This is a genomic window from Arthrobacter sp. PTI12, from assembly GCF_056679915.1.
Genome location: NZ_CM155256.1, coordinates 933863 through 945224 on the forward strand (window position 1 = coordinate 933863; position 11362 = coordinate 945224).

Annotated in this window: 12 protein-coding genes; 2 read left to right on the forward strand and 10 right to left on the reverse strand. The window is 59.3% G+C overall.

Annotated elements, in window-relative coordinates; translation table 11 throughout:
* Positions 1 to 15: 15 nt before the first annotated feature.
* Complete coding sequence (locus tag AC1MBU_RS04570) at positions 16 to 324, reverse strand: hypothetical protein (protein WP_479788883.1); 309 nt, start codon at positions 322 to 324, stop codon at positions 16 to 18.
* A 499-nt stretch (positions 325 to 823) separates the two neighbouring features.
* Here AC1MBU_RS04570 and AC1MBU_RS04575 point away from each other — a divergent pair, with 499 nt between their 5' ends.
* Positions 824 to 1090: a hypothetical protein gene (locus AC1MBU_RS04575; protein ID WP_479788885.1), complete on the forward strand. Its 267-nt coding sequence runs from the start codon at positions 824 to 826 to the stop codon at positions 1088 to 1090.
* Between the two features lie 267 nt (positions 1091 to 1357).
* Here the strand turns inward: AC1MBU_RS04575 and AC1MBU_RS04580 are convergent, their stop codons facing one another.
* The 9 genes from AC1MBU_RS04580 to AC1MBU_RS04620 all read right to left on the reverse strand — a co-directional run bounded on the left by AC1MBU_RS04580 (position 1358) and on the right by AC1MBU_RS04620 (position 10284).
* The gene (locus tag AC1MBU_RS04580; protein ID WP_479788887.1) at positions 1358 to 1564 is read right to left on the reverse strand and encodes a helix-turn-helix transcriptional regulator; all 207 of its coding nucleotides are present in this window, start codon (positions 1562 to 1564) and stop codon (positions 1358 to 1360) included.
* Positions 1565 to 1567: 3 nt separating this feature from the next.
* Complete coding sequence (locus tag AC1MBU_RS04585) at positions 1568 to 4273, reverse strand: N-6 DNA methylase (protein WP_479788891.1); 2706 nt, start codon at positions 4271 to 4273, stop codon at positions 1568 to 1570.
* A gap of 592 nt (positions 4274 to 4865) precedes the next feature.
* Positions 4866 to 6266 (reverse strand): hypothetical protein, encoded by a 1401-nt coding sequence (locus AC1MBU_RS04590; protein ID WP_479788893.1) that lies wholly within the window; start codon positions 6264 to 6266, stop codon positions 4866 to 4868.
* Positions 6263 to 6493 (reverse strand): hypothetical protein, encoded by a 231-nt coding sequence (locus AC1MBU_RS04595; RefSeq protein WP_479788895.1) that lies wholly within the window; start codon positions 6491 to 6493, stop codon positions 6263 to 6265. The genes AC1MBU_RS04590 and AC1MBU_RS04595 overlap by 4 nt, the downstream gene beginning before the upstream one ends.
* A 1191-nt stretch (positions 6494 to 7684) precedes the next feature.
* The gene (locus AC1MBU_RS04600) at positions 7685 to 8098 is read right to left on the reverse strand and encodes a hypothetical protein (RefSeq protein WP_479788897.1); all 414 of its coding nucleotides are present in this window, start codon (positions 8096 to 8098) and stop codon (positions 7685 to 7687) included.
* An 8-nt stretch (positions 8099 to 8106) separates the two neighbouring features.
* The gene (locus AC1MBU_RS04605; RefSeq protein ID WP_479788898.1) at positions 8107 to 8469 is read right to left on the reverse strand and encodes a hypothetical protein; all 363 of its coding nucleotides are present in this window, start codon (positions 8467 to 8469) and stop codon (positions 8107 to 8109) included.
* 34 nt (positions 8470 to 8503) lie between these two features.
* Positions 8504 to 8911, reverse strand: a complete 408-nt coding sequence (locus tag AC1MBU_RS04610; protein ID WP_479788900.1) for a hypothetical protein — start codon at positions 8909 to 8911, stop codon at positions 8504 to 8506.
* 50 nt (positions 8912 to 8961) lie between these two features.
* Positions 8962 to 9087: a hypothetical protein gene (locus tag AC1MBU_RS04615; protein WP_479788902.1), complete on the reverse strand. Its 126-nt coding sequence runs from the start codon at positions 9085 to 9087 to the stop codon at positions 8962 to 8964.
* A gap of 528 nt (positions 9088 to 9615) precedes the next feature.
* Positions 9616 to 10284: a hypothetical protein gene (locus AC1MBU_RS04620; RefSeq protein ID WP_479788904.1), complete on the reverse strand. Its 669-nt coding sequence runs from the start codon at positions 10282 to 10284 to the stop codon at positions 9616 to 9618.
* A gap of 374 nt (positions 10285 to 10658) precedes the next feature.
* Between AC1MBU_RS04620 and AC1MBU_RS04625 the strand changes: the two genes are divergently transcribed.
* Positions 10659 to 10841, forward strand: a complete 183-nt coding sequence (locus AC1MBU_RS04625) for a hypothetical protein (RefSeq protein WP_479788906.1) — start codon at positions 10659 to 10661, stop codon at positions 10839 to 10841.
* Positions 10842 to 11362 lie beyond the last annotated feature (521 nt).

The window sequence follows — 11362 nt, forward strand, 5'->3', positions numbered from 1 at the left end:
AGTTGTTTGCGCCGCCTATGAGGGCTTTTCCGGAGTTACGGCATTGGCCCACACCCAGCCTTCGCGCTCGGTCTTGATGGTGGGTTCAAGGAAGCGGATTTTCACTGCCCGGTTGTTCCAGGCGAGGGCATGCGCTTTGAGACGCACGGCCTTGGTGGGGTATCTGATCCAAACGTTGACCCTGCGTGGTATCGGAAAGTCCGTCGGCGGGTGGTTCTCGAGGTCGATCTCAATGGGAGTGAGCATCATGGGCTCTTCGCGGAGGATCCATCCCTCGATCCACCTGTCCACGTGCGCGGCACCGTAGCGCTTGTTCTGGCCCACTCATCAAATATAGAACACATGTTCGATTAGTTGGGAAAGCACGGCGGTTGTCTCACTCAGTCCTCAAGGGCTTGTGAGACTGTACGGGTGAGACGACATGTAAGACAGTTACGCGCGGCGTGTCGAAGTCCGGAACAGGGGTTTCGGCGGTGTCCGCCAACCTCTAGCTTGTAAGACTGAAGAAACCGGTCGTGAGTCGCCGGCTCGGAGTAGGCAAGGACCCGTTTTCGATGTTCCACCTGGTCAGTTTTTTGCGCTACCATTCTTCAAGGTCAGCTCCGCACAGCAGAAGACATGACAGTGTTGCACAGCAGCCGCATCGAATACTTGTGCGCCAAGAGCGCGACTACGGAGCCTCCGCCGAACGCTGTTTATCCCCAGATGCAGTTTGATCCCCAGAGCCCTCCGATCATTGAAAGCCTTTCGAATGGCCTCCTATCTATCGAAGTACCGGTCCTGTAAAAACAAGGAGTGCGGCAGACCGATGCGACCCCGGGGCATGAGCCGTGAGCGGGCCCCAGGCACCGTAGCTACCGGGCATGGCGGAGCTTGCAAATCCTGCAGCCAGCCCAACACGATTGCTTTCCGCGGACGCCGTGCAGCCAAGAAGCAGACGCAGGAACTGGCGGTTATCCAGCACGAGCACACTATGCGAACGCTGACCATCTTCATCAACGAGCGGTACAGGCGGGGCGTGGCGCCGGAGCTGGTGACCCCGATCGTCGATGCTGGGGACGTCAACCTCGACCCGGCCCAGGAAGCCTAACGGCCGTCAATGTCAGGGCGCATAGAACGGGGATGTGCCCCACGCCTTATGCGAAGGAGACCACGGTCAGCGGGACAGCCTCTCGTACCGAGATCGAGCGGACGTTGACGAAGTACTCAGCCCAGAAGGGACACAGCACCAGTAGGACGCTCCGGTGATGAAGAGCAGGAGCGTATAAGCTTCGCTGTCGTTGAAGAGGGCGAGGTAGATTGCTGCTCCGCTGAGAAAGATTCACCAGAAGTACTCGAGCTCTGGTCGAGCACCCGCCTAGGACTTATGAGTCGGCTCGAGCTCCATCTTAAGTTCCAATGCCCGAGCAATCTTCGCCAGGGTGGCCGTTGAAATTTCTCGTCCGGCCTCGGCGCGGGCGACAGTCGGACGAGAGATACCAGCCCGCGCGGCGAGGTCAGTCTGGGACCATCCGCGTTTCTTTCGGGCGGTCCGGATGGCCAGGCCAAGCTCCTTGGCATTCATGGGCTACTCTGCAAGACCCATGATGTGCCGCGTCGCGCTGAGTCGTTGCGCAAATTCATCCGCAAGGTTGCTGGTGGCGATCTTCTGAAGAGCAGCCACAAAGGACTCGATCCATTCGTAGTCAGGCGCTCCGTCTAGCGTTGCCGGCAGGGGGATTTTCGAGTTATGGAACGTCGATGCGAAGTCCCGGACCAACATGCCTTGGTGAAGGCGCTGGAACCGGTTGAGGCAGGTTATGAAGTACTGTGCGGTCTTCTTGTTCAGGACGGCCTTTGTCGGCAAGGCCGTCTTAGTGAACTGGCCCGCGTAGAAGTCATGCTCCATGTAAAAGAACCGCATAGCTATCATTCCCACCGCCAAGCTGTTCCCCGGGATGAGATTTTTCTCATTCAGGTAATCGACGTAGCCCAGAATTCCGTTGTTGTACACGGTGCGTGTGAAGTAGGGGTACTCACTGTTCGGCCCGAAGGTAAAATTGCGCTGATCGAGTTGCGGGTTGTTGATCAAAGTGAACAAGCCGTCCTCGCCGCCGATCGGAAAATCGACGAACTCTCGCGTGTGGAACTCGCGAAGAGCCGCTTCTTCTTTCTCGGTCAATGTGTGAAAAGCCTCCAAGTCAGCCTGCATCAACCGGCTGTCGGCCTCGGGGAATTCACCTTTTAGGACTCGGTCGACTTCCCATGCCTGATAGTCGGCGACAGTCTGGCGAAAGTCGTCGAATGTCGGTTTTGTGTCGATCTTGATGTGTTGGTCGAAGTTCCAATCGTTCCCCGCGGTCGGGTCGATGGTGTCCTCAAAGTAGTACTCGCCGAGGGGATAGTAGTTGGTGTCGTACTTGCGCCCGGTGACTATGGCAGCGACCTCGGCGTAACGCTCGTCCGGGTGGTCCACTGGGCGCAGATTGATGCTTGGATTTTTGACCTTCTTGCGGTTAAAACGTTTGTAGCCGTCGTTGCGCAAGTCGATGAATTTGACCAAATGGTCCTTTGGATGCGGCATGCCGACCTTGAATACGTAGATCGACGTCTGCACGCCCGACTTGCCGATGAAGAGATCATCGGGCATCTTGATCGATGCTTCAAGCGTCGAGCCCCTAAGGATGTCTTTGCAGTAGTCGGCGGCCTTGCCGGAGCCCGCTGAATCCTGAATGATGACGGCGCCGTACTCACCCGTGCGGCGCGCGTTCATCATGGTGAATGCTTCCTTTACGAAGATGAGTCCATTGCCTGGGGCTGAATACGGAGGATTGAGCACGAGGGCGGTCGCCGGGAAGTATTCACGCTGGCGTCCTTCGCGCTCTTGGTACATGCCGTCGTAGACGTGCGAGTCTCCGTGGATGATGTTGGATGAGCCATCACCCATGAGGATCATATTCAACACAGCGAGAACGTAGATTGAGCCCAACTTCTCAATGCCAAGCAGTTGCTCAACCTTGATCTGGTTTTCCTTCTTCCGCAGAGCATCGCCCTGGTAGCGCTCACGCGCGTCGGCCATCATTACATTCATTGCTGAGACGAGGAATGCGCCGGTGCCTAGCGTCCAGTCCCATACGTAGGAGTCGGAGTTGACCCGCGTGAGTTGGACCATAAGGTCGGTCGTGCGCTTTGGAGTGAGTACAACGTCGTTCGCGCCGGAGTCCGGCACGTCGATCCAAGCGTACATTTCATTGAAGAGCTTCCCTGCAAAATCTATGGCCCGATCGTCGTGATAGTGCGGCAGTAAGCCGTGGGAGACAATGTGGAAGGCTGCCTTGAGCGCCGACATGCCGGTCTTCTTCTTGGCACTCAGAGAGGAGTCGAGCAAGGTCGGCCGCAGCGCGTTGAGTACCGACTGCTGTTTGTCCTGCGGCAGCTTCGGCGTGCGCTGCTTGAGGTAGTCCTCGACGCGGGCGAGGATGATCGCGCCATCTGCCCCGTTGCCCTTGCCTCCATAGAGGTCCTCGTCGACTAACGGCTTGACCAGCACTCCGCCGCTGGAGTCCTGAACACCTAGGGAAGCGATCATTAGCGCCGATATGACGTTGACTCGGTGGGACGGCACGATACCGTGCTCGGCGTGAAGAAACTCGTTAAGGCGCTTGAGTGCTTCGTCAAGCGACTCAGTCTTGTTGGCTTTGCGGAGCTTGGCGGTCTCGGGATCGAGGGCGTCCTCGATCTCTTGGAGGAGGGACTTCAAGTTCTCCTTCTTGAGGAATGAGAGGTCCTTGTAGTCACCGACCCACATGACCTTCTCAGTGTCGTCCTTGCTAACGACGTACAGGGCAACTTCAAAAAAAGGGCCAAGGTCGGAGTTGGCCTTGAAGTACCCGTTGACGGCCAGGGCTAACGCGCGCGAGTGGCCCGTAGGGCCGACGACACGGCTCGCGTAGTATGAGGCGCCAAGACTGGCGTAACGGTCGATGCCCGAGGCTCCGTAGCGTAGATAACCGCCAGCGTCCCGTAGTGTCACAACCTTCTTGTCTCGGAACGCGCCCTTGGTTCCCTTCCATTCACAAAGCACCGGGATGCGAACCGCGCCGTCGTCGAGAATGATGACGTGGTCGGGCTTATTCACCCCATCGCCGCCGGATTTAGTAGGCGCGTTCCTTAAGGCGTCATCCACACGGGCGTCAAGGTTGCGACCATTCTGCTGGGGTCCGTGCTGCCAACCGAAAGTGCTTATTTGCTTTTCGGCCCACGAGGCGACCGTGGGCTCAATCGACGTCGCCATGACGCTCCATCCTCGACTTACGTTTCTTACTATGTATCAAAAACTTTACATTAATCTCGGTACGCACAAGGCGACCGTACCCTGCGATTCAAGTTGCAAGAGCCAGTAAGCGGGGAAGCCTGATTGTTGGCGCGCGCTGCTTGCAGCCGAGAAGGCTGAGAACGTGGCAGCCCGCAAGACACATGAAATTCATAGGTTAAGGCGAGCGCTCGAAGTAGGTCGTCTGAAGAATCATAATCATGGAATGACCACGAAGGGCGCTCTGACGAAGGTTGGACATCACAACTAGCCCTGCATCGGTCTCAAACGGGGTTTCATCGATCTTTGTTGCACCATCGACTGACGCGGTGAGCTTCCGCCATGGGTAATTCGGGCCGAGTGAGCGGACGACGTCAGCTAAAAATCCCGCGCCCCAAACCGCCAAATAGTGGTGGTAGCTTGCTGTTCAATTTCGATTCGGGAATCGGAACCGATTAGTGGGTCGCACAAGGTCACCATGTAGCGAGAGATCCAGACATTTTCAGGCTCCTGGGTGGTTGGAGTAGTCATGGGTCCTGTTGCCGTCCATTGCCTCAAAGGGGCGCAGCTGCCGTCAAAGGCCGTTGATGCGCAGTCGGTCAGGTAATTGCGCGTCCCCCGCGACGCCGACTCCGGCCCCCAGCGGGCGGCCTTTCGACAGCTCGGGCCGGGCTGGCGCCGGGTGCGGAACCGTAACTCCTGCCCGGTCCATGGGTGTACCGATCAGGTGGGTGTGTTCACCCTTCCGCAGCCAGTGCGGCGTGGCCGTCAGTAGTTTGGAGTTCTCGATGACAGCGGTCGCGTCGAAGGTATGCCAGGGCATGAACTCCATGTCGAGAAGACTCCGAGTTGCCCATCGGTCCGACCCCTTGGCGTCGTTGATCGCGAAGTCGGCCCGGAGACTGAAGAACGCTTCGCTCATCTCGTGCCGCGCCGGAAACCATTCACTCCAGGAGGCAACACCGATGCGGGCGGCGGGGGAGTCCTTGCCGGTGCCGGGGAACTCGCGCAGGACTTTGGCAAGGCGCCGGTAGATTTCCTGGCGTGGATCGGTGCCCACACGCACGGAGTGATTGGTATGCGGGGCCGCGACAAAGACGACTGTGAGTCCGGAGGTTTCCAGGGGACGCTCGCTGATGATCTGCGCCCATCGCCGGATCTTGCTCTCGAAGCCCTTGGTCGCCGACGCGGTTAGCTCAAAGGCCACACGCATGCCGTCAGACCGCACGATGGTGCCATCGGCGCTGCGGTTGTCAGGCTTCTTAACCTTCTTTCCCAACCCCGATCCTGCGAGCAGGTCAACGGTCGAGAACTTCTCGCCGAGAATTGTCCCGATGGGAAGAAACTCTGCGGCGCGGAGGGCAAGCTCTGTCGAGAGAACATTGTGGCGGTCGTATTGGCCGCCGGCTTTCCACGGGTAACTACCGGTGACTGACAGCCACTCCGGCCAGGTCAAAGTGTCCTTCATTTCCTTCTCGAAGACATTGGAGTCGCTCGGTCTGTAGAGGCTCGTCCGTCCAAGACGTGACTGCGTCTTCAGCGGACTCAAGAATGTGCCGATGTCCAAGATGTTCATCGCGAAGGATGCAGCGACTTGAGAGAAGTTCGGGTCCAGCAGGAGCTTGTACCCGCAGATCGCGGCAGCCTGCTCGGCGGACACGGTACGCCAGGAATCGACAACACCCCACAGTGCCTGACGTGGTCCTCGGCTCCGGTTTGAGGTGAGGTAGCGCATCGCCTCTTCCTCGTCCATAAGAAGCCTGTTGTTGACGCGCCCGCCGTTCTCCCGGTTGAACTTCCTCGACATGCCGCCATTAGCCCAGAGCGCTTGCGCGCCAGGAGCCCAGAGCTGATCCCAGTACGGATCACGTCGCGAGTGCATGGCGAGTTCATCATCAGTGCAGGCAGATGGAACCAGTTCGGCGTGCACTGCATCGCCACCGGACCTGCGAGTCGGTACAGCGCTGGAGCTCATACGGTGACCCCTGACACGGCGTTCTGTAACTTGGGCCAGTGCTTCGTACCGACTCCTGAGGAGGACGAACTGACGTCGAAAGGCGGAGCAAGCGATGGATAGGTATGGGAGATGTTGTGGCCAGCGAAGCCTGCGGGGGAGGCGGAGGTGAGGGGCCGCCTGCTGAGCGCAACCGGCGTGGTCCCGCCCCTGTCGGTGCGGGCCAGCTCGTAGATGATGTGTTCCATATCTAGGAACATGCGTAGATAACGGGAGCACGGGTGCTCGCATCAGGCCGGAGATTACGGGTGTCTGGCGCTGCGAAGCGTTGCTCCTCCCCGCCCGGAATCATCGGTGCCGGGTCACCGGATGCCGCCACAGGTACGGGATCTTTTCGATGGGGTCTTCGCCACGCTTCTGACCGTCACTCTTTCTGTCTGCTGTGAAGCTGTCGTTGTGATTGTCTCCGGTGAAGATTTTGCTACTGACGCAGCACAGTCCGTCATCACTTAATGCTGACTTGTCGGTCCAAGACTAAACGTGCAGATGAGAGACCGGTGGCGCCCGGCGGCGGGCCTTTAGACCGTGGCTGGGATGTTCAGCGTTGAGGATTCTTTGGTGGGTGCCCTGCGGGCGGCGGTATGGATCATACGGCTGCAATTCATGGGGAACGATTCGCTGTGCAACTGCCAGCAAATCGCTTCGCGGAGTGGGCGCCGCCCTGGAAATCATGACGGGTCCCGCATACTGCCGAATCGTCCATCAGAACGGATGGTCCACGTTCCCGCAGCGCGCAGCGCATCACTGGACAGCACCCCGATGCAGAACGCCAGGACGATAGCGTGACCGCGGCGCAGCCAGAGACCAGATGTCATCAAGGTTTCACACGCAGACTGAACTCGTTCAGCCGGAAACCAACTACCGGCCATGTGCATCCCCGTCCGCGGGGCGCAGCCCCTGCAAGACACATCGACCATATGTCGGGAGACGAACAGCGAGAAGAGACAAGCCGCGCAGCGGCGCAGACGGACAAAAGATAGGCACCCGAACAGCCGGGAAAGCGGAAATTGCAGAGAGCGCGGCGAACGAAGGTGAAAGCGACCCGGCGGGACACACCGCCCGCGCGCAGCGCCCAGGGCACGTACCGGTCACGAGGAAGTCAGCGCGACGTCGGCGACCTGCCGCCGGCCGCGCCGCGGCCACAACACACACCGCCCAAGGGCGCGCAGCGCACGAAGGGCAGGAGCACAACGAGCATCATGACGGGAACAGAACCACATCGAAAAACACGACGGGAACATCACGGAACACATGAAGGACGAGGGGCGCCAGCCCCGAGTCGTCTTCTATGCCCATCCACCACCGGCCACCAACCGACACCCGTGACCGCGGCTACCGCCGGACAACACCGACCCAGCAGAGCGGGCTCGGTCGTGTCTTCACACGTAGCGAAGCTGGAAACTGAACCAGAAGAACGCGGCGCTCAGGAGTGCCATGAAGATGGCCGTCGCTAGCCCGGCGCGGAATCGGCGGCGGGCACCTTCAATGAGGGCAAGGACGACGACGATGACTTGCGCGAAAAAGCACACGCCGAGATTAAATCTAAGTGCTTCGAGTTCTCCTGAAGATCCGTTGGGTAGAGCGCCGAGGAAGCTGGTCGACTGCATGTAGCTGATGGCAAGCAGGACCAGGGGCGCAGCAAGGCCCAGGATCAGTGACCCGACGATGAGCACGGTGCGGTAGATCGATCGTGGCGCATTTGGTTCGGTCGTCGCCGACCGCACGCTTGATACACCGGACGTGTGACGGTGCGGATCCTCCGGCGTCGCTTCAGATGAATGGTGTTGGCTCATGGCAGCTTTCAGTCGAAGGGGAGGCCGAACAGGAACAGGGCGACAGCGGCGATGGAACACGCGACCGCCCAGGCACGGCCGAGCGGGTAACGGCGGCGGCGGTCTTCGACGAAGGCAAGGACGGTGATCCCCAGCTGGACGACCAGGCACACGCCGAGGTCCAGCTTGTACTGGAAGACAAGTTCAGCGGACCGGGCCGGCAGCGTCGTGCCGAAGAACGCGAACGAACTCCTGAGCATCTCGAGGTGGAAGTACAACGGCAGCAGGATGCCGACGAACACGGAAGCGATCACCAGCGCGGCACGATACAGCGCGATGAGGGGCGATCCCGGTGTCGGCTCGGGGGTAGCAGGCTGTGCTGATTCCTTCATGGTCATCGTCGTCTTGAACTCGTTTCTGCTTGGCTCAAATGTACGCGTGGGGATCCAGCAGCACGGAGACCGCGTACACAGCCACGATCAGCAAAGTGAGCCCGACCTGTGCGGCGAAGGACAGCCACTTCATCAGCGGTGTCTTATGCCAGCGGCAGCAGAGCGTCAACCACAAGCTCATCAGCGTGCACGGAATGAACAGGACAAGGAAGAAGATCCCGGTCAGGAGGAGATAGCCTTCATCGCAGCCATTGGCATAGAAGCCCGGCGGGCAAACCATCCGGCTCGGGAAGTCGCCGATCGCTACACCAACCATGGCGGCAGGCAGCGCGCACACCACGACGGCCAGGATGCAGAGCACAACCGCTGCAAATGATCCTGCTGGTGTGATGTCCTGCCGTTTGACGCCCTGGAGTTTGCCGTCGTGCGGTGTGTCCGTCATGATCCCCCGATCCACGCGAGCCCTCGCGCACTGCCAGCGAGTGTAACCGATCAGAAAGCCGTGAACGCCGAGAGCAGACTGGTCGCGAGGACCGAAACGAGGACGAGGGTGACGACGACCTGGAAGCGGCTCGTCTTCTTCGGGGCGGGTGCGGGCTTCATGGTGGATCGTGACATGGCCACCATGTGTGCGGCGTCATGTATTCCTCTATTCACCGGGAGCCCGCCGCCAGACGGCGAGACCGATGGGGCGGATGCTGACGCCGGTGGGAGGTGATGGTCAGATTGGACGCCAACAGGCCACGTTGCTCGGCAAGGAGCGGTACAGATGGAGCAGCTCGGAGCTGTCTGCATACTCGAGCTGATGAAGGAGGACGAGTGTCTTGGGTTCGCTGAGCTGATCGGCTAGGAGTGTGGTCTTCCTCCCAGGGAGGTCTGCGTCGATCGCGACGGCGAGTTGATCGGCACTTCGCTCGACCGCGGGCCGAACATCCGCGTGTGGATTCACTTCGCAAGGCGGCCCAGAGCGATTGGTGGAGATGACTGTCGTCGGAGTGGGACGAATGCGGAGGGAGCAAGATTGTAAGTCCAGATCGCTGCAAGCCCCCGGACAGGACGGTCACCCAGTGACGCATCACGCTTATTAGCGGTATTGCTTGAGATGACAAGTGTGCGGGGAAAGAGGCGGGGCATCCGCCACATGGGTTAGGTGAACTGTGCGTATGACCCTGGCGGGACGCAAGCCTGGAGCAGGGAACGTGCGGCGCGGGCTTCATCCCACGATTCACCGCTAAGGATTTTGTAGGCGCGGTTCGTCCACTCCACACCGAAGACAGGAACGAAGTGGTCATCGAAGCCCACGAAGAGCCGGCGACGGTATGTGGCCCAGCGCAGCGCGGAATTAATCGTGGCGTAGAACTTCTTCGCTTCCTCCGACGACAGAGCGGCGTCCGAGATCATGTTCGCGCGCATCCAGACCAAGGTTTTACTCCAGCCCTGGTTGGCGACAGCGATGAGGGTTGCGGCGTCCGGGGAGAGGCGCTTTTCCACCGCGACAAGACCCAAGTCCGAACGTAGATCATCGGTGTTTGCGTGAACGACATCGGTCGCATCAACATACGACCCGAAGGGGCTTCCATCCGGATGGAGGACGCCCTGGTCAGATTGCTTCAGATTGCGCCACGGGTCGTCCGGGTCCAGGGAACGGACGATGTCCGATAGTAGGCCGGAAGCCCAGGCGGCGAGCCAATGTGGGTCGGTGCTGGCCAGATCCGCGATCGCCTTTTCGGTCTCGGTCCGGGATTCCAAGTCGACCAAGGGGTCACACAGGGTGACGACATATCTGGCAACCAGAAGCTTTTCCGCTTGATTCATATCATTCTCTCTTCTTCTCGGCGTGTTGACAGATATGGCGTATTGACGGAGCAATCGAGACGCCGCCACACTGGGGGAGTCGCGTCGGCTCGCCCCGAGTACAGGCAGGCTCTCGATCAAGAACCGGAGCCGTTCTCGAGCTTCAGTTCACCGCCTTCTATACGGTTGCCTTCGTGACGGCGGATGCAATCTGGAACTCGCGGTTCTACCCGTTGAGATCGTTGTCGCGCGGATAATGGATGAGACGTACATCATTTCGTACCGCTGTTGCAGTGATCTACTTGATGTTCGCGCACCGGGCAGGATCTCGAGCATCCAAGGGCTGTTTGGTGAGGGGTGGGATAGGGGCTGATTCTGACCCATGACAAGACCTCTTGAGGGCCAATATCCCGGTTGATGACAAGCCCGAAATGACCGGCGCGCATTCGTCGTCGTGGACTCATGTGGTGGTCGATCAGGAGTACAACGGCCACGTCCAGACCCCTCGCCGGACCGCCTCCCGAGAGAACCGGATGGACTGGTTATTGCCGGTTCTGGACCTCGCCAGGGCCGCCTGAAGGTGCTTCAGCAACTGCTTTTTGAAGGGCCGTTCCTCTTCGAAGCGGCCCTTTCCCATGCTTTGAGGCCCTCGGGAGCGTCGGCAATAAGTCATAATCACGTCTGTCCGGGTGCCCCGATGTCTCGACGGTAACTCGAATCCTGGCCAAAAACGGCCCCTCCAATGCTTCTTATCGATAAACGATAGGCGAGGAGGAGATGCGTTTTGGGCCTTGAAACACCCGAAAACGGGGTTTTTGGGCTGTTGTGTCCGACCGTGTCCGACCGCCGGCCACCAAAAACGGCGTCGTGGTCGGACAGCATAATGCCTAGTCAGAGGCCCTTTTCGGGTCGAAAAACGGCCGTGTCCGACCAGACCGCGAGGAAAACAGGACACTTAAGAGAGGAAGGGTATATATACCTCTGAGGAGGGAGAGCTCCTATATATGAGTCCCTTGCGTGTAGAGGTACTTAACTTAAGTCGGACTGGTCGGACAGATAGATATATACCCCCTTTTGGCCAGTAACGGCGCGGAAGTTG

Coding starts and splice junctions, on each gene's coding strand:
- AC1MBU_RS04620 (WP_479788904.1), bottom strand. CDS start 10,284: ATGAATCAAGCGGAAAAGCTTCTGGTTGCCAGATATGTCGTCACCCTG.
- AC1MBU_RS04615 (WP_479788902.1), bottom strand. CDS start 9,087: ATGTCACGATCCACCATGAAGCCCGCACCCGCCCCGAAGAAGACGAGC.
- AC1MBU_RS04605 (WP_479788898.1), bottom strand. CDS start 8,469: ATGAAGGAATCAGCACAGCCTGCTACCCCCGAGCCGACACCGGGATCG.
- AC1MBU_RS04590 (WP_479788893.1), bottom strand. CDS start 6,266: ATGAGCTCCAGCGCTGTACCGACTCGCAGGTCCGGTGGCGATGCAGTG.
- AC1MBU_RS04585 (WP_479788891.1), bottom strand. CDS start 4,273: ATGGCGACGTCGATTGAGCCCACGGTCGCCTCGTGGGCCGAAAAGCAA.
- AC1MBU_RS04595 (WP_479788895.1), bottom strand. CDS start 6,493: ATGGAACACATCATCTACGAGCTGGCCCGCACCGACAGGGGCGGGACC.
- AC1MBU_RS04575 (WP_479788885.1), top strand. CDS start 824: ATGAGCCGTGAGCGGGCCCCAGGCACCGTAGCTACCGGGCATGGCGGA.
- AC1MBU_RS04580 (WP_479788887.1), bottom strand. CDS start 1,564: ATGAATGCCAAGGAGCTTGGCCTGGCCATCCGGACCGCCCGAAAGAAA.
- AC1MBU_RS04600 (WP_479788897.1), bottom strand. CDS start 8,098: ATGAGCCAACACCATTCATCTGAAGCGACGCCGGAGGATCCGCACCGT.
- AC1MBU_RS04610 (WP_479788900.1), bottom strand. CDS start 8,911: ATGACGGACACACCGCACGACGGCAAACTCCAGGGCGTCAAACGGCAG.